Annotated in this window: 21 protein-coding genes, 1 tRNA gene, 2 pseudogenes and 1 riboswitch; of the genes and pseudogenes, 14 read left to right on the forward strand and 10 right to left on the reverse strand. The window is 60.1% G+C overall.

The genetic code is table 11. From position 1 onward, the window contains the following. Positions 1–111 precede the first annotated feature (111 nt). Positions 112–201, reverse strand: a tRNA-OTHER gene (locus tag EDE05_RS10525). Positions 202–558: 357 nt separating this feature from the next. On the opposite strand from EDE05_RS10525, the gene EDE05_RS10535 reads away from it, so the two are divergent. Further along, on the forward strand, positions 559–891 hold the full coding sequence (locus EDE05_RS10535; RefSeq protein ID WP_134101207.1) for a hypothetical protein: 333 nt from the start codon (positions 559–561) through the stop codon (positions 889–891). On the opposite strand, the gene EDE05_RS10540 is transcribed toward EDE05_RS10535, so the two are convergent. Both EDE05_RS10540 and EDE05_RS10545 read right to left on the reverse strand, forming a co-directional pair. After that, the gene (locus EDE05_RS10540; protein WP_134100851.1) at positions 866–1,795 is read right to left on the reverse strand and encodes a hypothetical protein; all 930 of its coding nucleotides are present in this window, start codon (positions 1,793–1,795) and stop codon (positions 866–868) included. The genes EDE05_RS10535 and EDE05_RS10540 overlap by 26 nt on opposite strands. Positions 1,796–2,206: 411 nt before the next feature. Beyond that, positions 2,207–2,425, reverse strand: coding sequence for a helix-turn-helix transcriptional regulator (locus EDE05_RS10545; protein ID WP_134101210.1), 219 nt, complete (start codon positions 2,423–2,425; stop codon positions 2,207–2,209). Positions 2,426–2,562: 137 nt separating this feature from the next. On the opposite strand from EDE05_RS10545, the gene EDE05_RS10550 reads away from it, so the two are divergent. From EDE05_RS10550 to EDE05_RS10595, 10 genes are all read left to right on the forward strand, one after another. After that, positions 2,563–3,039, forward strand: a complete 477-nt coding sequence (locus EDE05_RS10550) for a hypothetical protein (RefSeq protein WP_134100853.1) — start codon at positions 2,563–2,565, stop codon at positions 3,037–3,039. A gap of 211 nt (positions 3,040–3,250) precedes the next feature. After that, positions 3,251–4,864: an ABC transporter substrate-binding protein gene (locus tag EDE05_RS10555; protein ID WP_134100856.1), complete on the forward strand. Its 1,614-nt coding sequence runs from the start codon at positions 3,251–3,253 to the stop codon at positions 4,862–4,864. A 5-nt stretch (positions 4,865–4,869) separates the two neighbouring features. Beyond that, the gene (locus EDE05_RS10560; RefSeq protein ID WP_134100859.1) at positions 4,870–5,853 is read left to right on the forward strand and encodes an ABC transporter permease; all 984 of its coding nucleotides are present in this window, start codon (positions 4,870–4,872) and stop codon (positions 5,851–5,853) included. 5 nt (positions 5,854–5,858) lie between these two features. After that, positions 5,859–6,734 carry an ABC transporter permease gene (locus EDE05_RS10565; protein WP_134100862.1) on the forward strand — a complete coding sequence of 292 codons (876 nt, stop codon included), beginning with the start codon at positions 5,859–5,861 and terminating at the stop codon, positions 6,732–6,734. Next, on the forward strand, positions 6,731–8,407 hold the full coding sequence (locus EDE05_RS10570; protein ID WP_134100866.1) for an ABC transporter ATP-binding protein: 1,677 nt from the start codon (positions 6,731–6,733) through the stop codon (positions 8,405–8,407). Before EDE05_RS10565 ends, EDE05_RS10570 begins: the two co-directional genes overlap by 4 nt. Positions 8,408–8,574: 167 nt before the next feature. Continuing rightward, the gene (locus EDE05_RS10575) at positions 8,575–9,810 is read left to right on the forward strand and encodes a CapA family protein (protein ID WP_134101213.1); all 1,236 of its coding nucleotides are present in this window, start codon (positions 8,575–8,577) and stop codon (positions 9,808–9,810) included. 126 nt (positions 9,811–9,936) lie between these two features. Next, positions 9,937–11,202, forward strand: a complete 1,266-nt coding sequence (pepT, locus tag EDE05_RS10580) for a peptidase T (protein ID WP_134100869.1) — start codon at positions 9,937–9,939, stop codon at positions 11,200–11,202. A 183-nt stretch (positions 11,203–11,385) separates the two neighbouring features. After that, entirely contained in the window at positions 11,386–11,679 is a 294-nt protein-coding gene (locus EDE05_RS10585; RefSeq protein ID WP_134100873.1) for a type II toxin-antitoxin system prevent-host-death family antitoxin, read from the forward strand. After that, a complete protein-coding gene (locus EDE05_RS10590; protein ID WP_112800754.1) occupies positions 11,676–12,053 on the forward strand; it encodes a type II toxin-antitoxin system VapC family toxin in 378 nt (125 codons plus the stop codon). The genes EDE05_RS10585 and EDE05_RS10590 overlap by 4 nt, the downstream gene beginning before the upstream one ends. Before the next feature lie 12 nt (positions 12,054–12,065). Next, positions 12,066–13,259, forward strand: coding sequence for a tyrosine-type recombinase/integrase (locus EDE05_RS10595; protein WP_134100876.1), 1,194 nt, complete (start codon positions 12,066–12,068; stop codon positions 13,257–13,259). Positions 13,260–13,551: 292 nt separating this feature from the next. Here the strand turns inward: EDE05_RS10595 and EDE05_RS27045 are convergent. Next, positions 13,552–13,647: pseudogene (locus tag EDE05_RS27045) on the reverse strand (AAA family ATPase); the annotation flags it as partial. A 146-nt stretch (positions 13,648–13,793) separates the two neighbouring features. Here EDE05_RS27045 and EDE05_RS10605 point away from each other — a divergent pair. Then, a pseudogene (locus tag EDE05_RS10605) lies at positions 13,794–14,130 on the forward strand (transposase); the annotation flags it as partial. Positions 14,131–14,601: 471 nt separating this feature from the next. Here the strand turns inward: EDE05_RS10605 and EDE05_RS10610 are convergent. The 3 genes from EDE05_RS10610 to EDE05_RS10620 all read right to left on the reverse strand — a co-directional run bounded on the left by EDE05_RS10610 (position 14,602) and on the right by EDE05_RS10620 (position 16,780). Next, entirely contained in the window at positions 14,602–15,234 is a 633-nt protein-coding gene (locus EDE05_RS10610) for a tyrosine-type recombinase/integrase (protein ID WP_134100880.1), read from the reverse strand. Positions 15,235–15,391: 157 nt separating this feature from the next. After that, a complete protein-coding gene (locus EDE05_RS10615) occupies positions 15,392–15,865 on the reverse strand; it encodes an isoprenylcysteine carboxylmethyltransferase family protein (RefSeq protein WP_134100884.1) in 474 nt (157 codons plus the stop codon). A gap of 21 nt (positions 15,866–15,886) precedes the next feature. Next, positions 15,887–16,780 carry an NAD(P)/FAD-dependent oxidoreductase gene (locus EDE05_RS10620; RefSeq protein WP_166675451.1) on the reverse strand — a complete coding sequence of 298 codons (894 nt, stop codon included), beginning with the start codon at positions 16,778–16,780 and terminating at the stop codon, positions 15,887–15,889. A gap of 219 nt (positions 16,781–16,999) precedes the next feature. Here EDE05_RS10620 and EDE05_RS10625 point away from each other — a divergent pair, with 219 nt between their 5' ends. Next, positions 17,000–17,671: a TetR/AcrR family transcriptional regulator gene (locus EDE05_RS10625; protein ID WP_134101216.1), complete on the forward strand. Its 672-nt coding sequence runs from the start codon at positions 17,000–17,002 to the stop codon at positions 17,669–17,671. A gap of 327 nt (positions 17,672–17,998) precedes the next feature. Then, positions 17,999–18,114, forward strand: a riboswitch (TPP riboswitch). Positions 18,115–18,255: 141 nt separating this feature from the next. Continuing rightward, positions 18,256–19,488, forward strand: coding sequence for a multidrug effflux MFS transporter (locus EDE05_RS10630; protein ID WP_105370816.1), 1,233 nt, complete (start codon positions 18,256–18,258; stop codon positions 19,486–19,488). A gap of 375 nt (positions 19,489–19,863) precedes the next feature. On the opposite strand, the gene prpB is transcribed toward EDE05_RS10630, so the two are convergent. From prpB to EDE05_RS10645, 3 genes are read right to left on the reverse strand one after another with little or no spacing between them, the layout of a single operon-like run. Beyond that, on the reverse strand, positions 19,864–20,787 hold the full coding sequence (prpB, locus tag EDE05_RS10635) for a methylisocitrate lyase (protein ID WP_105370817.1): 924 nt from the start codon (positions 20,785–20,787) through the stop codon (positions 19,864–19,866). A 5-nt stretch (positions 20,788–20,792) separates the two neighbouring features. Beyond that, positions 20,793–22,322: a tripartite tricarboxylate transporter permease gene (locus tag EDE05_RS10640; protein WP_134100891.1), complete on the reverse strand. Its 1,530-nt coding sequence runs from the start codon at positions 22,320–22,322 to the stop codon at positions 20,793–20,795. After that, a complete protein-coding gene (locus EDE05_RS10645) occupies positions 22,322–22,759 on the reverse strand; it encodes a tripartite tricarboxylate transporter TctB family protein (protein WP_134100894.1) in 438 nt (145 codons plus the stop codon). The genes EDE05_RS10640 and EDE05_RS10645 overlap by 1 nt, the downstream gene beginning before the upstream one ends. Positions 22,760–22,764: the final 5 nt, after the last annotated feature.

Below are 22,764 nucleotides of genomic sequence, written 5' to 3' on the forward strand. Positions count from 1 at the left end.
TTTGGACAGACCACGTTTTATCATCAGCTCGAAGCGCAGCACCTCCTGCATCACCGTGGAAGATGAGGCGAAAGCCGAATACCCCATCTCCGGTATGGACATTGATATTTATGGCGGAGAGGGTGGGATTCGAACCCACGATACCGTTGCGAGTATGCCGCATTTCGAGTGCGGTTTTTTCGACCACTCCGCCACCTGTCCGGGTAAAGATGTGTCACGTTGCTCAGCGCGGGCGTTCTCATAGCGATGAAAGTTGCAGCTGAGGACCTCTTGTCGATGGGCTGAGGTTTCTGGGATCCCGGATTTCTCGATGAATACGTTGTTAATGACACCGGGCGCGAGAAGAGGAAATCTAGCGCTGCCGTGCTCCGATGCGAGTTCAGGATCTGGGGGATTTCTCGGTTCAGCTCTTCATAGAGATCATGGATAAGCTCGGCCGTCGCCGGTATCGGCAAGCTGGCCATATCGAATAGGTGACCGAAACTCCCCCGGTTTCGGCCCTTTCATCCGCCAGTATGCCTCGACCGCGCCGCCGTCGCGGAAGCCTTCAGCAGCTTCCTGTCCGACACAAATGTCGCCGCCGACCCGATGGAATTCCTCGACACGGTGATCGAGCACCTGACCGAGAAGGGCGTCATGGACCCCGGCCTGCTCGACGGAAGCTCCTTCGTCGACATGGCGCCGAAAGATCCGCAGCAGGTGTTCGACTTCGAGAAGACGAAGAGGGTGATCCGGGGATTGAACGGGGGCGCGGCGCAGCGCGTCAAAGAACAAGGCCAGATGTTTCCAGACTTGATCCTCAAAAGTGAGAGGCTGATGCTTATCCGTCCAGGTGCATGTCGTGGCACGACGTCGCGCGATGAGCCTATCCGGCCGCTGTGTCGCGGATAGCGCTGAGGGTTAGGTCGCGAAGCTTCCGATAATTGGTAATAAGCGCTGCCTCATATGTCTTTTCCGCCGCGCTATATTCTTCGATGCGCGCTATTTCACGTGCCAATAAGCTCCCAACAAACGGCAGGACAGATTCACCTGGGTGCCATTCGGCTTCCAAAAAAGGTAGGGTGTGGCTCCATTCGACACCGTGGCGTGCCAGAAGAGCCGATGCCATGGCAGCATAAGTCGCTGCTTCCGAGGTCCATACAGGGGCTAGATACGCAAGGGCCTCCATTGCTCCGGGAGACCATTTTGCAGAATAATGGGCAGCTTGTGCTGCTTGATTACCGGCTCTGCCGATTGTTCCTCTGCGAGGATCGTTGAGGTTGGCTTGGACCAGAGCGGCCTCCGCCGCGACATCCCATTCCCTCTGGTCCGGCGTTTCGCCCCTAAGCGCCGTTTCGTGCAAGGCAGCCACCCGGGTCACACATTGTGCACCGTCACCGTGCGCTGTGGTGTCACCTTGCACCGATGGTATGGCTTGGCGAGCAATAGACAGGATGCCGATGTGGGTGCGGTGAAGCGCCTTGCCCCAATCGACGCTTTCGCCGAAAGCAGCGATCGTTTCGGCAATCTGGACATGCCAATCAAGGGCCTCCGTAGTTGGTAGCCCCGAAAAAATCGAATTGTGGAGCGCCGCGACCCAGGCGGGATAGCCGTAATGGTCGGCCACTGCGGTGTATTTCAATCTCCAATACGAGCCGCTGTAGATGTCGTCTGCCGTCAGCTCCGGTTTTATACCGCGCAGATACACGGCAATAGGGTTGGTGGGAAATTGCCCGTAAATGTCGTCTTTTCCGAGCCTGCCTTCGGGGACATGCAGCCTAGCTAGTTCAAGCATTTCCGCATATCTGTTTTCCATCGCCCCTACTCCTAATCCCCGGTGTTTGCTAAGCTTTTCTGGCTATCTCTCCGCAACCCCTGTAGCTATGCCTGGAAAATCCGATAGTTCGCCCAGACGCTTCGCGATATTTCATCCTCGGTCGCCCAATCGGCATCGACCTCATCGAGTAGGGTTAGAAACCCGCTGTTGCTCCCGATTTCTGCCGGCGTTCGATAACCCTGCTCGCACTCCTCGCAATGTCCGTAGACATCCCCGGTATCGCTCTCCCGAAACAGAAAGAGGCGGCCATTGTGACAACTCGGGCAATTGCCTGCGTGAAATTCCGTCAAGCACCTCGTGCTCCAGCTGATTGGTGTGCAGTCTTAACGCAAACGAACTCTGACTCTGCAGCAGGTCGGAAAATGATTTACCACGCTGTGACCGGCTACATTACTTCTTGAAACGAATTCCCACGCCGCCGCCATTCTCGGGGATGAACTCGATTCCTGCCTTTTCAAATGCCGCAACGATGCTTGTTAGGTTGTTGGCGATGGGGACATGAGCTCCTCGCTCGAAGTCCGCTATGGTCTGACGAGATACATTGGCCGCTTTAGCCAGATCGGCTTGGCTCCAACCCAGCATAGCTCGCGCCCCTCGGCACTGCTCCATCTTAAGTAGATCGTTATTCAAGGCAAACTTTCTGATTGACTTCTTACATTTTGTAGGAAAAATACGGCCTGACGATCGAACAGGTGCTGGAACACCTGCTCGATCTGACCACAACCAAGCTATAGGGAGCTCGGATCATGGCTGATTCCGACAATAGCAGAACTTTGTCTCCGGTCACCGGGGGAGCGTTCCATTCGCTGCTTGTGGCGTCCTTACCCACATGTCCATCGTCTTCCGCCGCCCAAAATCCACCCTTCGACGCCTGCAAAGACGACCCGGCGATGGATGCCTGGCGTGTCTGGTGGACCACCTGGGGTCATTCGACCGAATCAAACCAGCGTCAGCAGCAGCTAGAACGCACGCTCTTTTCAACGAACAGCCTACTGCAGAGCGATGCGTCAAGCAGGGAACGCGACTACGGCGAAGCCCTCGAGGCCGAGGACTGCGCCTCAAAAACCGCGGAGGAAGCCGCAGCCGCCGTGTGGCAGGCGCCGGCACAATCCATTGCCGTTGTAACCGCCAAGCTTCACGCCGCGGGCACCAGGGGGCAACCCTCTCCCACAAACCAGCAAGAGCCTTGGCCGCAAATCCGCGCCGTCATCTCCGACCTCTAGAGGATCCACGCCTCTTTGGCTGGTGGAGACCGTCCCCCGCCGATGCGGGAACTGCGATCGGCAATCCAAGGCAGCTGACGAGCACCTGAGCGGGCTTTCGGTCCGCTGCCCACCCTTTGCCCGTCCCGCTGCCACTCCACCCATAACCACACGTCGCGCCCCTCCGCGCGGCGTTTCGAATCCACCGAAAACCAAGAAGCAAGGAACTGACATGAAACTGGGAAATCTATTTCGCACAGGCATGCTTTGCCCGCTCCTCATCTCACTCTTCCTGGGAATTGCTCCCTCCACATCGGCACAAGCACAGGAACAGGCAGAAGACCAGCCAGAGCTTCGGATCGCTACATCCTACAAGCTGATGACGCTCGATCCGCATTACGCAAATTTGAACGAGAACACCTCGCTGCTCTCCCACATCTACGAAAGGCTCGTTTATCAGGACGAGAAGCTTGAGTTGAAGCCAGGTCTTGCCACCTCCTGGCGGTCTCTCTCCGACACACGGTTTGAGTTCAAGCTCCGCGAGAATGTCCGCTTTCATGATGGTTCGGAGTTCACGGCAGACGACGTCGTCTACACGATCGAGCGCATCCGCGACGTCCTGAAGCCACCAAGCGGCGGCTTTCGCTCCTATGTGAGCGGGATCAAGGCGATCTCGGCACCTGATCCCATGACGGTGGTGATCGAGACCAATGCTCCGGTTCCCAACCTGCCGCTGTTCTTCTCATCGATCTTTGTGATGAACCGGCCGTCCGAGGGATATCAGACGACCGAAGACCTGAACACCGGCCGTTCTTCCATCGGTACCGGACCCTACCAGTTCGAGAGCTGGAGTTCCGGCGAGAGGCTGAGACTTGCCCGCAACGACAGGTACTGGGGTGAGAAGCCGGCCTGGCCAACAATTTCGTTCCGGGTAGTAGAGAACCCGGCGGCCCGGGTGGCAGCACTCAACACCGGCGAGGTCGATGTGGCGGACGCCATTCCAGCCCGCGACGTCGCCTCGTTGAAGGAGCGCGGCCCCCGGATCGCCAATATCGGTGCAGCCCGGATCAATTTCGTGCAGTTCGATGTCTCGCGAGACACGCTTCCGGGGGTAACGGACAAATCGGGCGAACCGATCGCCAATCCCTTCAAGGACCCGCTGGTTCGGCGTGCGCTTGCGATGGCGACTGATCGCGGCGTGCTCGTCGACAAGATCCTTGCAGGCTATGGCACGGCCGCGGCCCAGGTGTTCCCGAATGGTTTGCCAGGCACATCGGCAAAACTCACCACCGCCTCGCCAAACTATGACGAGGCAAGATCCATGCTCGCAAGGGCCGGATTCCCGGACGGCTTCAACCTCGTGCTGGCAGGGCCTGCCGGACGCTATCCAGGGGACGCCGAGAGCCTCCAGGCGATCGCGCAAAGCTGGGCCCGCATCGGCGTCAACGCCCAGCCGTCAGCCGCTCCCTTTTCGGTCTTCAACAGCAAACGGGCGGCTGGCGAATATGCGGTCTGGTACGGCGGCACGTCCGGCGAGGCCGTCGATGTGATCCTACATGCGCTTGTCGCCTCACCCGATCCGGAGCGCGGAACCGGCGCCCTGAACTTCGGGAAGTACCAAAACGCTGCCTTCGACGCGATGCTCGCAAAGGCAGAGGGCATCAAGGAGGGGCCAGAACGAAACCAGGCGCTGGCCGAAGCCACGGAACTGGCGATGGCCGACCAGCCGATCATACCGCTCTACCATTTTCACCACATCGTCGGCTTCGGCCCGCGGATCGGCTCCTATGTCATGCATCCCCGCGGCTGGACGACGGCGATGCAGACGCTGCCAGCCGGGGAGTAAGCGTCATGGGCATGATTTCAGTCGCAACCGGACGATTTTTGCAGGCCTTCCTACTTCTCATCGCCATGTCGCTGATCGGGTTTATCGGCATCCACAGCGTCGGAAACCCGGTCTTCAACATCGTCAACATCGAGACCGCCACGCCCGAAGACATCCGTCGGGCGACGGTCGCACTCGGGCTGGATCAGCCGATCTGGCGGCAATATCTCGTCTTCCTCGACAATGTCGTCAGCGGAAACTTCGGCACCTCCTACATCTATCACTTGCCGGCCTTCGAACTGGTGATAGCCAAGCTGCCGGCGACATTGGAGCTTGCCTGCGTTGCCATGCTCATCGCAGCCCCGTTCGGAACGGGACTTGGCCTTATTGCCGGCCGACGGCGCGGAACGCTGCTCGATCGGACGGTCCTCAGGGCAAGCGTGTCGGCGCTCAGCATTCCATCCTTCTGGCTGGCGATGATGCTGATCCTCGTCGGGGCCATCCTGACAGGTTGGTTCCCCTCGGGCGGCAGAGGGTCGACCGCCAGCTTCCTCGGTCAGGATTGGAGTTTCCTTACCGCGAACGGGCTGTGGCACCTCGTCCTTCCAACGTCGGCACTGGCGATACCCAATATCGCACTCATTGCCCGTCTTTCGCGGTCGGGGACGATCGAGGTCGAGAATCTGGACCATACGAGGTTTTGCCGCGCCAAAGGGCTTTCGCCGCGAAGGATCCTGTTGCGGCATACCCTTCCCAATATCAGCGTGCCGATCGTCACGATCATCGGCCTGCAGTTCGGGGGGATGCTGGCCTTTGCCGTGGTGGTGGAATCGATCTTCTCCTGGCCGGGCGTCGGCAAGCTGTTGATCGATTCCATCCAGCTTCTCGACCGTCCGGTGGTGATGGCGACCTTGACCTTCATCGCAGTCGCCTTCGTTGCGCTGAACGCGCTTGTCGACCTTTTCCATGCCGTGCTCGATCCGCGCGTGCGCCTGTCTTCACAAAGGTGATCGTCATGAAAGCCAGAATTCTAAGCGCGCTGAAGAAACGCCCGCACGGACCGGTCATGACCGTGTCGAAGCTACTTCTCACAACCTACATCCTGCTTGCCGTTGCAGCACCGATGATTGCGCCCCAAAATCCCTATGATCCACTGCAGATCTACGGATGGGAGGCGTCCTCTCCGCCTGGAACGGCCGGCAGTGGCGGTTATCTCTACCTGTTCGGCACGGACGGGCTTGGGCGGGATATCGCCAGCACCATCCTTTACGGCCTGCGCATCAGCCTGGTCGTCTCGATCATCAGCAGCGCGGCCGCCGCGCTCATCGGCTTGACGGCCGGCGTCAGTGCCGCCTGGTTCGGCAAGTGGGTTGACGTCGCGATCATGCGGCTGGTCGACCTGCAACTCAGCTTGCCGACGATCCTGATCGCGCTCATCGCCATCGTCACGCTTGGACCAGGGGTTGACCGGATCATCCTGGCATTGATCATCGCACAATGGGCGACTTATGCACGGATTGCCCGCAGTGTCGCGCTGAGCGAGGCAGACAAGCCCTATATGGATGCGGCGCGCCTGATGCGGCTCCCGACATCCCGGATCATCTTTCGGCATCTACTTCCAAACAGTATCGCGCCGGCCGTTACCTTGATCCCGATCGAGGTCGGCCACGCGGTCGCGCTGGAGGCCACCCTCTCCTTCCTGGGTCTGGGCGTGCCGATCGACAGACCCTCGCTCGGATCCGCCGTCGCCAACGGGTTCCAGTATCTTCTGACCGGCCAATACTGGATCAGCCTGTTTCCGGGCCTCGCCCTCTTCGGCCTGATCGTCAGCATCAATTTCGTCGGCGAAGACGTTCGACGCAGCCTCGACCCAAGGAGCAAATCGCTATGACGGAACAAGCCGTGACGGCGCCCCTGCTGCGGGTGCAAAATCTTAGCCTTCGATACAGTTCGCAAGACGGACCAACCTCCATCCTGTCCGACGTCGGTCTTGAGCTCGGCCGCGGCGAGATTCTTGGCATTATCGGCGAGTCGGGAGCCGGAAAGTCGACGCTCGGCAATGCGGTCCTCGGCCTTCTTTCGCCGGAGTTTGAGCAGACGTCGGGGACGATCGAGTTCGACGGCAAGGCGATCGACACCATGACGGAGGGCGAGCGCGAGGCGCTTCGGGGACGGCGGATATCGGCCATCTTCCAGGACCACACTGCGTCGCTCGACCCGCTGATGAGCGTCGGCGCGCAGGTGGAGGAAACCTGCCTTGCCGTCGATGCCACACTTTCAAGGCGCGCGGCGCGCGCTCGCGCCCTCGACCTGCTGGCCCGCGTCGGGATACCTGACCCGGAGCGGCGATATCGCAACTATCCCCACCAGTTTTCCGGGGGGCAGAGGCAACGTATCGTCATCGCGATCGCTCTTGCCGGCGCGCCAAACATCGTCGTCGCCGACGAGCCGACCTCGGCGCTCGACGCAACCGTCCAGAAGCAGATCCTCAAACTTTTAAGGACCCTCGTCGACGAAACAGGTGTTTCTATCCTGCTCGTCACCCACGACATGGGGGTGATCTCCGAGATCACCGACCGGGTTGTCGTGATGCGGAAGGGACAGGTGGTGGAAGCCGACCGCACGGAAACCATTCTTGAGGCTCCCGCCCACGACTATACCCGAAAGCTGATCGCCGCCGTTCCGAAACTTCACATCGCCCCCGCCACCACGAACGCCGCCCAAGGCGCTCGCCAGCGCGGTTCTTCGGCGAGCGGCGACGGCAACTCACCCACGCTCGTCGTCGCCCAAGGCGTCTCGAAACAATTCGGGTCGCAAGGTTTTGTCTGGAGCTTTGGCCGAAGCAAGCCGGGGATGGGATTGCGGGACGTCGACATCCGGCTGCCGCGCGGCTCGATCACCGGGATTGTCGGCGAGAGCGGCAGCGGAAAGACGACCTTCGGCCGTATCCTTGCAGGCCTGGACACCGCGTCGGCGGGCAGGATCGAGATCGGGGATCGAGTATTCGATATCTCCAAGAGCGGACGTCGCAACGGTCTGCTTGGGCGCGTTCAGATGATCTTCCAGGATCCTTCGGTCTCCTTGAACCCGCGGATGACGGTTGCTCAGACGCTCGACGAGTGCATTCGCTTCGGCGCCAAGGCCGGACGTGCGAAAGAGCCGGCGAATGCGGCGGCAATGATGGATCGGTTGGGACTTGCCCGAAGCCTCTCCACCCGTTATCCGCACCAGCTCTCCGGGGGCCAGAAGCAGCGCGTCTGTATCGCCCGGGCCCTGCTTGCGCGCCCGGAGATCATCGTCGCCGACGAGCCGACCTCGGCGCTCGATGTTTCGGTTCAGGCAGAGATCGTCGCGCTTCTGAAAGACAGTATCGCCGAGCAGGGGATGACGATGATCTTCATCTCCCATGATCTCGCCATCGTCCAGCAGATGTGCAGCTCTGTCTACATCTTCAAGGATGGCCGGGTGGAGGATTTCGGGGGGTCGGAGTTCATCTTTGGTGGCTCCGACAATCCTTATACGCGCACTCTCATCAACGCCCGGCCCCAGCGGTTTACATGTTGACAAACGGCAGGTGTTAGCTCCCGGCCGCCCCCAATCAATACACCAGGTAATTTTCCCAACGCGTGGCGGATAACGCCACAAAAGGTGACGTCCCCATGAATGACAATTGGAATGACAGGTTTCTCAATAGATTGACCGATAGATTAAACGACCGGTTGAACGCCAGTTTGAACCACCGGTTCACATTGGCCGTCACCGGCCAATCGCTGATCAAACATGACATCCGCGACAATCCCGCCCCGGGCTTCCTCGAGGTTCAATCCCTCCTGCGCGAGGCCGATCTCTCCTTCACCAATTTCGAGAGCACCATTTTCGGGCGCCACGGCGGCTGGCCGCTGAAGGGATCATTCTTTGGCTGCAGCGATCCGGCGGTTCTCGATACCCTCAAAGCCGTGGGGTTCGGCGCGCTGTCGCTTTCGAACAACCATGCCTTCGATCTTGGGCCGTCCGGCGTGCTCTCCACACTTGAGGAGGTGGAGAAGCGAGAATTTCTGCATGCCGGCCTTGGCCGCGACCACACCGAGGTTTCGCGCGCCAGCACCGCGACGATCGGCGACCGTCAGGTGGCGATCGTCGCGATGGACGGGGGTCCCGGTCCTGATTTCATGTATGCCGCCAATACCGAGGGCAATCGCCCCGGTCGCCCAGGGGTCAATCGGCTCGGGCTTTCCCAGGTGATCGAGGTCGACCAGACCGCGTTCGATCAATTACAGGCGATCCGCAACAAGGTCGGTTATACGGCAATCGATCTTGCCAATGACAGCCAGCCGGACGACCCGCCGCATCTCGCCCCGGAAACCGAAATCGGCATCTCGCGTGCAATCTTCAAGCGATCCAAAGGGTTTGGACGGAGCGTCAAGATCGATGATGCAGATCTAAAACGAAACCTGGCGTCAATCGCCGACGCCGCGGCGGAAGGATCACTGGTTATCGCTTATCTCCACCATCACCATTGGGCGTCGGACTGGTACCAGGTTCCCGACTGGGTGAGCGGGGTCGCCAAGCGGTGTATCGATGCTGGTGCGCATATGTTCGTGAGCCATGGCGCCCCCGTTCTCCAGCCAATCGAGATCTATCGCGGTCGGCCGATCTTCTACAGTCTGGGGAATTTCATCTTCCACGTCCGCTCTGAGAAATCGACCTGGACGGCACGTGAAGTCTGGGAAAGCGTCATCGGCCTCTGCTCGTTCGGCAAAGATAACGAACTGATCGAGATCAGGCTTCATCCCGTCATCATCGGCGGTGAGGAGGCCATGGCTGATCGCGTGCTGGAACGGCGGCTTGCACCGCATCTGGCGGCGGGTAAAAGCGCGGAACGGATATTGCGCCGGTTTAGCGAGCAATCGGCCAAGCTGGGGGTCGAAGTCGAGACATCCGGCGATGTCGGCGTCATCAGGGTTTAGCCGCAGGGGCCGTGCCGCGTCAGAGCTGATCGGCGTCACACCCCCGCCGCCACGATGATGACAACCGCCATCAGGCGCCCATCTCCGTCAAGGCGGCCTTCGCAAGACTTCTTCGGGAGGATCATCATGGACGTTCGGGAAGAACTCATCAGCCGGTTTTTCCGGTATGCGGCGATCGAGAGCCAAAGTGACGGCCGCTCGCAATTGCTGCCGTCCTCTCCGGGACAGGCCGCTCTTGCCGAACTGCTCGCTGGAGAAATGCGGTCGATCGGTCTCGACGAGGTCCTTACCGACGAGCATGCGATCGTGACGGGTGTCAAACGCGGCAACCGGCCCTATGCACCGCGGATTGGCTTCATCGCGCATCTCGACACGGTCGATGTCGGCCTTTCATCCGTTGTCCGGCCACAAATCCTCCGCTTCGACGGCAGCGACCTCTGCCTCAACCATCAGGAGGATATCTGGCTGCGGGTTGGCGAGCATCCGGAAATTTCCGATTGGTTGGGAGAAGATATCATTGTCGGCGACGGTACCAGCGTGCTCGGTGCGGACAACAAGGCCGCCATCGCGATCATCATGACGCTGCTTGCCCGACTTGATCCAGTAGTTGGCCATGGCGATGTCTTTGTCGCCTTCGTGCCGGACGAGGAAATTGGCCTACGGGGCGCAAAAGCAATGGATCTCTCCCGCTTTCCTTGCGACTTCGCCTACACGATCGACTGTTGCGAACTTGGCGAAGTGGTCCTGGAAACATTCAATGCCGCGTCCTGCGAGATCGTCTTTTCCGGCGTCAGTGCGCACCCGATGTCCGCGAAAGGAACCCTCGTCAACCCGTTGCTGATGGCGGTTGATTTCGTTTCCAGCTTCGAGCGATCGCAGACGCCGGAGCACACCGAGAAGCGCGAGGGGTTTTTCTGGTTCAAGGACCTTATCGCAAACGATAGCGAGGCGACGCTGACGGCGTTGATCCGTGATTTCGACACCGATGGCTTCAATCAGCGTAAGCGCCGGATTGCCGAGGCCGCGGAACAAGTACGATCCCGCTATACCAAAGGTGATGTCCGCTACCAGATCACCGACACCTACCAGAATATCTCAAGTGGTCTGGATCATGACGGTCGTGCGGTGGCTATTCTTCGCAAGGCCATGGCGGAACTCGGTATCCAGGAAAAACTAATCCCGATGCGGGGCGGCACCGATGGCGCGGTTCTCTCTGCAAGAGGCATACCCACGCCAAACTTCTTTACCGGCGCCTACAACTTCCATTCACGCTATGAGTTTCTGCCGGTGACCGTGTTTGAAACGTCGTTTGACCTTGCGTTGAAGATTTGCCTGTTGGCGGCAACGCACGAGGCTGCCGAGGAAACTGCACTAGATGGCGCGCTGCCCTAGATTGATCGTAGTTTCTACAGACATTGACGAAGGCACAGCGTATGCCGATCGGCTGCCTCGCAAGGACATGATGCCTGTTGAAGGATTCGATAAATGCTTATCGGAGGTGATATGTACAACCTACTTGTACGTTAATACTTGCGGTGATATGGTGCGGCTCAGGAACCAAAACCGGAGGGCATCATGCCCCAGACCAGCTACAAGATCAGCGAAGCCCGCAAAAATTTCGCAGAAGTCCTCGAGCGCGCCAACCAGGGTGAGGAAATCGTCATCATGCGCGGCAACGAAGTCTATGCACGGATCGGCCCCGCAGCCGGTGGAGGCAAGCGGCCGTTCGGCCTGCTGCGCCACCGTCGACTGCCCGATGACCTGTTCGATACAGTCGATGAAGAGCAGGCAGCGATCGACGCTGGCGACTGGAACGACGATACCGGCGTCTGGCAGGGCAAATCCGAGAGCGGCGACAGCACCCAATGAAAGTTTTGCTCGACAGCCATGCTGTCTACTGGTGGACGATCGGCAGCGATCGCCTGTCGGCAAAGGCACGATCCCTGATCGAGGACAAGGCAAACGCCATCCTCGTTAGTGCGGTCACGTTCTACGAGTTGGACAACAAGATGCGCCTGAACAAACTTGATCTTAAGCCGCAAGAGCTGCGGGCAGCCGTCACGGAAAGTGGCCTGCAAACGTTGGCCGTCAGCGATCTGCATGCCGAGCTCGCGGCGGCTTTTGACTGGGATCACCGAGATCCTTGGGACCGCATTCTCGCCGCCCAGGCACGGCTGGAGCATTGCGCATTCGTCTCCACCGACATGGCGTTCGATGCGATCTTGCATGAGCGGGTCTGGTAAAGGGCAGCGGCGATGACGGAACCCGTAGATATCGTCGTGGCAGCACGTCCAGGGCCTGGCGATATAAGCAGTTCGCCGTCACGTTCCATCGACAAACGCATCGCGACGCTGGACACGATCGCCGCCGTCCTGCCGATCGACCGCCGCGACGAACTGGGCGAGCTGTTGACCGATCAGGATGTCGAGACGCTCCGCCATCTGGTCAACGAGGGCATGGGCGCCAATACGCTGCGGGCGCTGACCTCTGATCTTGCCTATCTGCAGGCCTGGTCGCTGGCCGCCACCGGCAAATCTCTGCCCTGGCCGGCACCCGAGGCCCTTCTCCTGAAATTCGTGGCGCAGCACCTGTGGCAGCCCGAGCAGCGCGCCATCGACCCTCACCACGGCATGCCATCCGATGTCGAGCAAAGCTTGCGCGACCAGCGCTTCCTTCGGTCGTCCGGCCCGCATGCGCCCGATACGGTGCGCCGGCGGCTTGCCAGCTGGTCGACGCTGACCAGATGGCGCGGTGTTGACGGCGCCTTCGCCTCCCCTGCCCTCAAATCGGCGATCCGGTTGGCAGTGCGGGCAACGCCACGCCCCCGAAAACGCAAGAGCGCCCAGGCGGTAACCGGCGACGTTCTGGCCAAGCTGCTCGCAACCTGCAGCACCGACAGCCTTCGTGATATCCGCGACCGGGCAATTTTGATGGTGGCGTTCGCGTCTGGCGGGCGCCGTCGCAGCGAGATTGCCGGTCTGCGCAGAGATCAGCTGATCGTCGAGCCGCCGATCGTCGTTGAAGCTAGCCCTCCCCTCCCCTCTCTCGCCATTCATCTGGGCCGCACCAAGACGTCCGGCTCCGAGCACGATGAGATCGTCTATCTGACAGGACGGCCGGTGGATGCGCTGAATGCCTGGCTTGTGGCGGGTAAGATCGAAACGGGGAGCATTTTTCGGAAGATCGATCGTTGGGGTAATGTTTCGAAGCGGGCGCTGGAGCCGAGTGCGATCAACCAGATCGTGAAGCAGCGGGCGGCGCTGGCAGGGCTGGAGTCTGGGGAGTTTTCGGCACACGGGCTGCGGTCGGGGTACCTGACCGAGGCGGCTAACCGCGGTATTCCCCTACCCGAAGCGATGGAACAGTCGCGCCATCGTTCGGTCCAACAGGCCTCAAGCTATTACAACAACGCGACACGCCGAAGCGGGCGCGCTGCGCGTATGCTGTGAAGACCGGGATCGGTCAATTACTGCCCGGTCGATCACTGGCAAAGGGATGAAACTGATGCAGCTTGATTATTTCCGCAGTGGCGGATGATGTTTTCCGATCTCATTCGGAGCGTATCCGAGGTGACGCGAGAAGGCGCGTGACAAGGATGTGGCGCTGCCAAAGCCAGCCCGTCCGGAAACCCCTTGACGCTGCATCCCTTGGACAACAAGACGTGCGCCAACGTGAGACGCCATCCCTGTCAATGCCGCGTGAGTTTTCCCCAGAAACCGAAGTAAAATTCCCCACTTATGCCTACGTGGACGCCAGGGAGAACTGAGGATTTTTCGGCGGCCGCCCGCGCGGCTTTTGCGGCGGTGCGAACGCCGGTGATGCGATGAGGGTTTTGGACGCTTCAAAGCTGAAGTGTTTTTCGTAGAAACGAACGGTTCCTGGACGTCCTGCGCGTGGAGCACTATTCTGTTTATTGGCAATGTCGCTTCTTTCTATGGAAGGCATCCGTGATTCTTCATGGTAGCGACATGGTAGGTTTTGCTATGGCCCATTTATCAGCAACAGACTGCTCTCAGATGCTGCTTCTTCCAGAGGCGGTGGATGATTATGTCGGTGCCGAGAATCCTGCACGCTCATCGACGCCTTCGTTGATGGGCTGGATTTACAGGCGGTGGGTTCAGTCGCGTGACACCGAAAGCGACCGGCCGCCCCGGCTACGATCCGGCCGATCTGCTGAAGCTCTACATCTACGGCTATCTCAACCGTGTGCGTTCGAGCCGCCGACTGGAAGCGGAAACACATGGCAACATCGAGGTGATCTGGCTGCTTCGGCATCTGAAGCCTGACTTCAAGACGATCGCTGATTTCCGTCGCGACAACCGCACCGCCTTCCGTCAGGTGTTTCGCGAGCTAACGCAGGCAAAAAAGCTACGCCTTCCAGGCCCACCAAGGGCCGGGCAAAACCCGAACAAAAGAAGCGAGCTGATCGATGGCACCGCGTCGCCCCTATTGGAGAGGTTACCTTAAACTCTCGCTCGTCACTTGCCCTGTCGCGATGACGCGGCATGTAGGCGTCACTCCGGGCGTTTTCGCCCGAACAGACTGATGCCCACTCACACTTTTTCGACGCCTAATTTGTGCTGCTTCTGATCGAAAAGACGTAGAATTCCGCTTTGCAATGTGCGCATCTGGCTCACACGCGGCGTGACGACGCCGTGAGCGACGACCGCTTTCAGGAAGCGCGTCAGACGCCCTTTACGACCGCCTTGAAGGCGCAAAGCCGATCGAATCCTGGAAGAGGCTCTCCGTGCAAAACGGCGCGGCCCCGCAACCTGCAGGGCCGTCCCCCCTTCAGATCTCGGTTCGCTCGGCCAGTTCCAGTGCATCCTCAATGTCGACGCCGAGATACCTTACTGTGTTCTCGATTTTAGTATGGCCAAGCAATATCTGGATCGCCCGAAGGTTGCAGGTTGCCTTGTAAATCATCGCAGCCTTCGTTCGCCGCAGGGAATGCGTACCGTAATCCTCCCGACGAAGCCCGATCGCCGTCACCCACTCATCGACCAGCCGGGCGTACTGCCGGGTGCTGAGATGATCAGCGTGGTCGGCGCGACTGGGAAAGGCATAGTCATCGACTGTTCCTCCCCTTCGTTGAAGCCAGGCAAGCAGACTAGCTCTGACCTCGGTCGTAATTTCGAACTGCACGGGTCGTCCGGTCTTTTGCTGAACGACCATCGCGCGATTTCGAATTTCGTGGCCCGTGACGAGAGTCCCGATTTTCAGTTTTACCAGATCGCAGCCACGGAGCTTGCTGTCGATGGCGAGATCGAAAAGCGCCCGATCTCTCATCCTTCCTTCTCGGTCGAGGAAAAAGCGTACCGGCCAGATTTGGCGTTGTTTCTGGGGCTTCTTGACGCCAACTTGCTTGCCTGCGTTCCAGGCCGGTCGGCCCAGCGCGGTAGGATCATATTGTGCTATACCCATTGTGGTTCTCCTAGGCCACCATTGGCCATTGGAACAACGAGCAGGCTCTAGGCTTCCGGGGTGGGGGGCCGGTGGCGGTCTGTCCGCTCTTGGTTACCGCTTAAGCAACCCGGTGCTGGTTTATCAGAAGGCCCCGAAGGCGGCAGCGGCGGAATAGTCAGAGCCAGCGGCGAACCTCGGCCTTGTAGCGGCGGTAGTCGTCGCCGAACTTCTCTTCGAGATAGCGCTCCTCGCGGGCGATCACCTGCGTCTGGATCGCGATCAGCACCAACGGGAGCAAGGCGAAGGCGATCGGCCCGTCGAAACCGATCGCAAGGCCGGCGTAGACAAGCGCCATGCCGAGATACATGGGATTGCGGGTCCACCGATAAGGACCGTTCGTGGCGATGAGGGTCGTTGGCTGCGACGGCGGAATGTTGGTGCCCAGCCGCCGGAACAGCCCCGCCGCCGCAAGCATGATCGCCGCGCCGGCAACGAACAGCGGCGCGCCCGTCGCGACCAGCAACCGCCAGTCGATGCCGAACGAGCGCAGGGGGACGAACCGCTCCACCGCCAGCCCCAACAGCAGCGCTCCCAGATAGACGAAGGGCGGAGGGAAGCGGACACCCGCGCTGTCCGGTTCGACGGCCATGTTCATCTCCAATCTGTGCTCTCAAACCAGCATCGATTGTTGGGCGAAGATACCCGCCATCGCGCCTTGCCATGTTGCCGTGGTGACCGAGGGCAAGACGGGGTTGGTGAGGTCGCCGGCAGCGTAGATGCCCGGCATGCTGGTTTCGCGGCGCTCGTCGACCTTGAGCACGACGCCGAGGGGTGTGTCGGCCGTGGCGAGACCCAGTGATTCATGCAGGCTCGCGGACGGCTTGTTGCGCGGATGCGCGAACAGGATGTCGACCGCAACGTTTGGCCCGGTATCGAGCTTGATCGTGGCGTTGTGGCTCCCGTGACGGGCGACGCCGGTGATCCGGCCATCGACGACAGGTACGTTGCGGCCCGCCAAATCGGCCCGGATATCGGATGAAATCTCGTGACCATCGGCGAAGACCGTCAGCCTGTCAGTCCAATCGCGAAATAGCCTGACCTGGTTCATTGACTGCGGACCGGACCAGACGAGGCCCCAATGCTGGCCGGCGACTTCGAAGCCGTCGCAATAGGGGCATGGAATGATGGATGTGCCCCAGCTCTCGGCATAGCCCGGAACATCAGGCATCTGGTCAACGACGCCATAGCTCAGGATCAGGCGGCGCGCCCCAAGGCTTTCGCCATCGCCAGTGAGGACGGAGAAGTTGTCGATGGTGCCGGAAATGCTGTCGGCACGGGCATTGACCAGCCGGATCGCGGGATAACGCGCCAGCTGTTGCCGCGCCTCGGCCAGGATGTCCAGCGGTGGCTTGTGATCGTGGCCGAGCATACCGTGCGAGCGGCCCGCGAAGCGATTACGCGGCAGGCCGGTATCAAGAACGGTGACCTTACGGCGGGCACGGCCGAGCTGCAGGGCGGCGGCGAGACCGGCAAAGCTGCCGCCGATGATGATGACGTCATCCATGGTAGTGGGCTCCGTATTGTGGGTAGAGGATGTTGGGTTCGAACCCGCGATGGCTTGGGCGTGCGGAAGGCCGATGGTGGACAGCGCGGCCAGCTTTAGCAGTGTTCGTCGTTGCATGGCGCCCTCGTGTTTTTCGATTCATTCATTGGCTTGCATATTTCTGAAACTAAGTGGTATCGTAATTCGAGAATAAAGATACTGTCAAGGACTGGAATTGAAATGACCGAAAATAGTCGAGGCCGGCGCGGCCGGCCCGCTAACGAGGCGCTTGGTCAAACCATAGTCGACGCCGCGAGCGAACTTTTTGCGGAATTGGGTTTTCAAGCGACGACATTGGACAAGGTCGCTCAGCGGGCGAAGATATCCAAACTCAGCATCTACAGGCACTTCGAGAGCAAAGAGGCCCTGTTTGGCGCGGCGTTTGCGGCCCGGTGCCATCAGTTAATCCCGCAGGTCCTTTTTGAAGGCGTCGACGGTTCGGCCGAAGATCAGCTCATGGCGGTGGGATCGTCCCTGCTTCGCACGCTGTTGCGCCCGGACGTCCGCAATGTCGAAGCCATGGTCATGGCCGACACGACGAATCAAAAGTCGTTGGGTAAGCTGCATTACGACGCCGGCCCCGCCCATATCATCGCCCAAATCGAGGTTCTGTTGCGTCAATTGCACGACAAGGCGGTTCTAAACGTGCCCGATCCTCTCCGGTCCGCCCGCTTGTTCGCTGCGCTTTTCAAAGGGTCCGATCTCCTGATTATTGCACGCTTCGATCAGGGGCGAGCAGAGGACGACAAGGAGATCGAATCCTACTGCCGATCGGCCGTCGCCATGTTCATGGCCGCGCACGGCGGCAATGCGATCGGCGGAGTAACCGCTGCGACCCATTCGAGGCCTTAGTGCCGGCTTGGCAGACCGTCAGCTTTCGGGAAGCTGCAACGGTGGTCTGAACGGCGGAAATAAAGGCGCTATTCAGACTGTCAGCTTGGCGCATTGCCAGTAGGAAAAGCGGACATGTTGCTTATCGCAGTTAACGGTGGGCTTGAGCCCCTTGAGGTCATCGGCTGCCGAAGAAACGCGTTTAAAATCCAGCTTGTGAGACAAAGTCGGGGTTGACACTGCGAGAATGCTTGCCAGGGGGTGGGTGAATTTCCAGGTGAGGTTTTAGGTGGTAACTGTCCGTACCCCTCAAAAAGCGTGCTTGCTTGCGATTTTCGCTCTATCATCGTCTACACCGAGGGGTGCCCTGCCAAAGGGCTGAGATACTGCTGGCCAACGCAGCGCAGTGACCCTTTGAACCTGATCCGGATCATGCCGGCGAAGGGACGGGTCCGACACCTATCCTCAGCCGGCCTCTTAGACGAGGCCGTAATGACACTGACGAAACCAAAGCTCGGAACGAATACCCCTAGAGGCAGCACGATCAAGATCTTGCCCTCACCCTCGATTTCTCCGCGGCGGAGCGGCTTGGAGAGGGCTGAGACATGATGCGCTCCCCTCCAAGGTTCTCGACAATCATCCTATTGTGCGCTCTTTCGGTCATACCGCTGAACGTGTTCCTGCCTTCGCTGGCGAATATCGCCGGGGATTTTCATATAAGCTATGCTTTCGCTAGCTTGTCGTTGGCAGGCTATGCGGTGGTCGCCGTTGCGGTGGAAATGGTCATGGGTCCGCTGTCGGATCGGTTCGGACGGCGACCGATCATTCTGGCGAACCTTGCTGCTTTCACGCTTGGATCAATCGGCTGTGCCCTATCGCCTGATATTTGGATATTCCTCGCCTTCCGTATGCTTCAGGCTACAATTACCTCCTGCTACCCGGTCGCTATGGCGGTCATCAGGGATACCGTCGGAAAGGAGCGGACGGCGAGCAGGATCGGCTATACGGCAATGATCTGGGCGATCGCGCCGATGTTCGCCCCGGCATTCGGCGGGGCTTTAGATCAGGCCCTTGGCTGGCGGGCGATTTTCTGGTGTCTCGCCCTCGCCGGGGCAGTGATGTTCCTCTTGTGCTGGTTCGGTCTGAGCGAAACCAACAAAGCGCGCTCGGACACGATTGCTCAGCAGTTCCGAACCTATCCGGCCTTGTTCCGCGCGCCGCGCTTCTGGGCCTACGGATTGTGCATGTCGTTCTCGGTTGGAGCGTTCTATGCCTTCCTTGCCGGCGCTCCATTGGCGGCAACATCGGCATATGACCTACAGGCCGGAACGCTCGGTATCTTCATGGGCGTCACAACCCTGGGCTATATCTTCGGCAGCTTCCTGTCGGGGCGATATGCCGGGCGCGTGCCGTTGACCACCATGATGATTATGGGGCGCGTCGTAGCGTGCGCGTGCCCTATAATCGGCTTGGCCCTGTTTCTGGCAGGCTTCAGGAATGCCATTGCGCTATTCGGCCCCTGCATCCTGATCGGCATCGGCAACGGCCTGACCATGCCGAGTGCCAATGCCGGGATGCTCTCGGTGCGTCCGGATCTCGCCGGAAGCGCCGCCGGATTGGCCGGTGCCATGACGGTTGGCGGCGGTGCGGCCCTTTCATCGATCACGGGGGCGATGCTGACAGAAAACGACGCGACCTATGGGCTCTTCTGCATCATTCTTCTTTCGACGACGATTGGGCTGCTGGCTGCGACATTCGCCGCACTTACCGATAAACACGATTCCACGATAACAGCGGTGAAGTCATCCCATGCTGCCAGCCAATCCGAACGAGGATGAAGATGTCTAGTTCACAACGCATTCTTGCAGCCAGTGCGGTCGTTCGCGACGAAAGACGGCGCATTATTTCTCGTCCAGCGCCGATCCACTAGACAAGGCGTGCTGGATGCTACCGGGCGGCCGCACCGATCTCGGCACACGCGACGTGACGACGCCGTGAGCGATGTCCGCTTCCAGGAAGCGCGCGAGACGGCATCTACCGCCGAGGTGAAGGCGCGTTGCCGCCCGGCGGCATTGGCGATCGGTCGGTGGTACCGCAGGCGACCAGAGCGGCAGCCATCCGTGACCAGTTCCTCGTGTTAAAGGAGGAAGAACTCGACGTATCAGGTCAGGGATCATCTCGCAGTCACTGGTCTTAATGCCACCCATGGGCTTCTACTCCTGTCGCGATTCCGCCTGGGGTACAGCGCTTGCGACAATACTGGCGTCGAGCGATTCATAGCTCGCGAGGTCAATCAGGTCGTATAGTTCGGCCCGTGTCTGCATCCTGGCCACCAAATCTGTCGTGGCGCCATGCTGGGCAAGCTCCCCGTAGAGGTCCTGCTGCGCCCTGTTGGCGACCCGAAGTGACGATACCGGCCAGATCACCATCTTGTAGCCGAGGTCCTGGAGCGCGCCGGCCGTCATGGGAGGAGAGCGACCGAACTCCGTCATGTTAGCCAGGAGAGGGACGCCTCCCATGGCGGCTGCGAACTCGGCGAACATGGCTTCGGTGATCAGAGCCTCCGGGAAGATGGCATCCGCGCCAGCCTTGACGTACAGACGGGCGCGGTCGATTGCCCGTTCTATCCCTTCGTCTGCGACAGCGTCCGTACGTGCCACGATGACAAGAGAACGACGAGCCCTCGCTGCGGCGGCAACCTTGGCTGCCATGTCTTCGGGGGTCGCGAGCTTCTTGTCGTTCAGGTGACCGCACTTCTTCGGCAGCACCTGATCCTCAATCTGGATCGCGGCAGCACCGACTTCTTCAAGACGCCGTACCGTGTTCATGACATTCAAGACTTCGCCAAAGCCCGTGTCTCCATCGACCAGCAATGGAAGACCCGAGGCCCCAACGATCTGCCGGGTGAAGAACAAGACGTCTTCGAGCGTCAGGATTCCGAGATCGGGCAGCCCCATCGAAGCGCTCATCGCTGCCCCGGACAGGTACAGCGCCTCGAAGCCCGCGGCCTTGGCCTGGAGCGCTGCAAGGCCGTTATGCGCCCCCGGCATCCTGACGATCTCCGGCTTGCGCAAGAGAAGGCGAAGCCTGTCACCCGCCGGATTTTCGTCATTTGGGTTAGGAAGAAGATAATTCATTGCGGTCAATCCACCTGCAGTGCTGTCTTGTGCCTCCACTTCGCGAAGCGCGGAAGAAGGAGGGGGATAATGAGGACGGCGGCAGCCATGATCCACAGCGTAATCGAGATCGGGCTCGACCATAGGATGGCCACATCTCCGGCAGAGAGCGATAGCGCTCGCCTCAGGCTCTGCTCCAGTATCTTACCGAGCACGAGGCCGAGGATGAGCGGTGCCATGGGCACGCCGAGACGGCGCAGGAGGTAACCGCCGACACCAAGGCCGACCATGAGGACGAGATCGAATGTCGTCGATTTGCCCGAGTAGACCCCGATCGCGCTCACGACGACAATGAACGGCACCAGGACCCAGGCCGGGACGGACAGCATCCTGGCGAACACGCCGACAAGCGGGATATTGATCGCCAAAAGGATGAAGTTGCCAATGAACAGCGAGGCGATGAGACCCCAGACCAGATCAGGCTGCGAGCGGAAGAGCGCGGGACCGGGTGTCAGGTTGTAGAGCGTCAGGACGCCCAGCATGATCGCCGTGGTCCCGGAGCTTGGAATGCCCAGCGTCAGCATCGGGATGAAGTTGGAGTTGGAAGCGCTGTTGTTTGCCGCCTCGACCGAAGCGAGCCCGCGCACATCTCCCTCTCCGAAACGGCTCCCTTCCGGATCGCTCTTTTCGACAACACGTTTCTCGGTGGTGTAGGCGAGCGCAGAAGCCACGGTCCCACCCGCGCCCGGAAGAATGCCGACGAAGAACCCGATGAGCGAGCCACGCAGCGTCGCCATGTTCGTGAAGCGCATCTCCTGACGGTTGAATAGCGAGCGCCCGAACTGCTCGATGCGGACGGCTGCTCCACCATGCTTGGCGTCCAGCATGATCAGCAACTCGCTGATCGCGAAGAGGCCGATCACGACAGTGGCGAACTGAACGCCGTCCACCAGGTTCGGCGAGCCAAACGTGTAGCGGTAGACACCCGAGTTCGCATCGATGCCGATCGTGGAGATCGCGAGCCCGAGCCCGATCGCGAGCATCGCCTTCACGGGCTGGTCCGTGAGAAGGCCCGTAAGACACGCGAAGGCGAAGACCATGAGCGCGACATACTCCACGGGTCCGAATGCCAAGGCCCATTTCGCCAAAACCGGGGCCGCAAGGACAATCCCCAAGGTCGCAATGGCCGACCCGACGAACGAGGTCCAGGCGGACAGGGACAGGGCAATCCCTGCTTTCCCTTGGCGTGCGAGCGGATAGCCTTCCAGAGCGGTCATCACTGCAGACGCTTCGCCCGGCACGTTCAGCAGGATGGCGCTGATGCGACCGCCGTATTCGGAGCCGATATAGATGGCCGCCATCAGGATCAGCGAGCCTTCCGGCGGCAGTCCCAGCGCGAACACGACTGGAACCAGCATGGCAACGGCGTTGATGGGCCCAAGACCCGGTAAGACACCGACCATCGTCCCGACGACGGCTCCAAGCGCAGCCAGGAGCAGGTTTGTCGGAGCAAGAGCGACTCCGAATCCGTGTAACAGGTAGTTGAACGAATCCATCAGACGATCCCTCCGAATGGACCCACCGGAAGAACGACCTCCAGAACTCGGTCGAAGAGCAGGTAGGAAGAGACCGCGAGCACGACACCCGTTACCGCACCCTGCCACCACTTAGCGCCGAAGATCATCGCGATCGGGACCATGAAGATTGTCGTCGCGATTACGAAGCCGAGCGGCTGGAAGAGCAGCGCATAGCCAACGAGACAGCCACATAAAGCTGCGAGCGCTCCGATAGGCCCCGCTGGTTCGCAGGACGGTTCTCCGGGCCTCAGCACCAAGATGACGCCGCACAGCGCGATCATGCCTGCAGCTATGAGCGGAAACGCTCGGGGCCCAACAGGTTCGTAGGCGAAGGGTGCTTGAAGCGCGTATCCGAACACGAGCATCATTGCTGCGACCGCGATTGCGGTCGCTCCCAGGAGGCGGTCGGTTTTCATGATGC

Origin of the sequence: Neorhizobium sp. R1-B (assembly GCF_004368875.1) — a bacterium.
Classification (GTDB): domain Bacteria; phylum Pseudomonadota; class Alphaproteobacteria; order Rhizobiales; family Rhizobiaceae; genus Neorhizobium; species Neorhizobium huautlense.

Coding starts and splice junctions, on each gene's coding strand:
- EDE05_RS10540 (WP_134100851.1), bottom strand. CDS start 1,795: ATGGAAAACAGATATGCGGAAATGCTTGAACTAGCTAGGCTGCATGTC.
- EDE05_RS10545 (WP_134101210.1), bottom strand. CDS start 2,425: ATGGAGCAGTGCCGAGGGGCGCGAGCTATGCTGGGTTGGAGCCAAGCC.
- EDE05_RS10550 (WP_134100853.1), top strand. CDS start 2,563: ATGGCTGATTCCGACAATAGCAGAACTTTGTCTCCGGTCACCGGGGGA.
- EDE05_RS10555 (WP_134100856.1), top strand. CDS start 3,251: ATGAAACTGGGAAATCTATTTCGCACAGGCATGCTTTGCCCGCTCCTC.
- EDE05_RS10560 (WP_134100859.1), top strand. CDS start 4,870: ATGGGCATGATTTCAGTCGCAACCGGACGATTTTTGCAGGCCTTCCTA.
- EDE05_RS10565 (WP_134100862.1), top strand. CDS start 5,859: ATGAAAGCCAGAATTCTAAGCGCGCTGAAGAAACGCCCGCACGGACCG.
- EDE05_RS10570 (WP_134100866.1), top strand. CDS start 6,731: ATGACGGAACAAGCCGTGACGGCGCCCCTGCTGCGGGTGCAAAATCTT.
- pepT (WP_134100869.1), top strand. CDS start 9,937: ATGGACGTTCGGGAAGAACTCATCAGCCGGTTTTTCCGGTATGCGGCG.
- EDE05_RS10585 (WP_134100873.1), top strand. CDS start 11,386: ATGCCCCAGACCAGCTACAAGATCAGCGAAGCCCGCAAAAATTTCGCA.
- EDE05_RS10590 (WP_112800754.1), top strand. CDS start 11,676: ATGAAAGTTTTGCTCGACAGCCATGCTGTCTACTGGTGGACGATCGGC.
- EDE05_RS10595 (WP_134100876.1), top strand. CDS start 12,066: ATGACGGAACCCGTAGATATCGTCGTGGCAGCACGTCCAGGGCCTGGC.
- EDE05_RS10610 (WP_134100880.1), bottom strand. CDS start 15,234: ATGGGTATAGCACAATATGATCCTACCGCGCTGGGCCGACCGGCCTGG.
- EDE05_RS10615 (WP_134100884.1), bottom strand. CDS start 15,865: ATGGCCGTCGAACCGGACAGCGCGGGTGTCCGCTTCCCTCCGCCCTTC.
- EDE05_RS10620 (WP_166675451.1), bottom strand. CDS start 16,780: ATGGATGACGTCATCATCATCGGCGGCAGCTTTGCCGGTCTCGCCGCC.
- EDE05_RS10625 (WP_134101216.1), top strand. CDS start 17,000: ATGACCGAAAATAGTCGAGGCCGGCGCGGCCGGCCCGCTAACGAGGCG.
- EDE05_RS10630 (WP_105370816.1), top strand. CDS start 18,256: ATGATGCGCTCCCCTCCAAGGTTCTCGACAATCATCCTATTGTGCGCT.
- prpB (WP_105370817.1), bottom strand. CDS start 20,787: ATGAATTATCTTCTTCCTAACCCAAATGACGAAAATCCGGCGGGTGAC.
- EDE05_RS10640 (WP_134100891.1), bottom strand. CDS start 22,322: ATGGATTCGTTCAACTACCTGTTACACGGATTCGGAGTCGCTCTTGCT.
- EDE05_RS10645 (WP_134100894.1), bottom strand. CDS start 22,759: ATGAAAACCGACCGCCTCCTGGGAGCGACCGCAATCGCGGTCGCAGCA.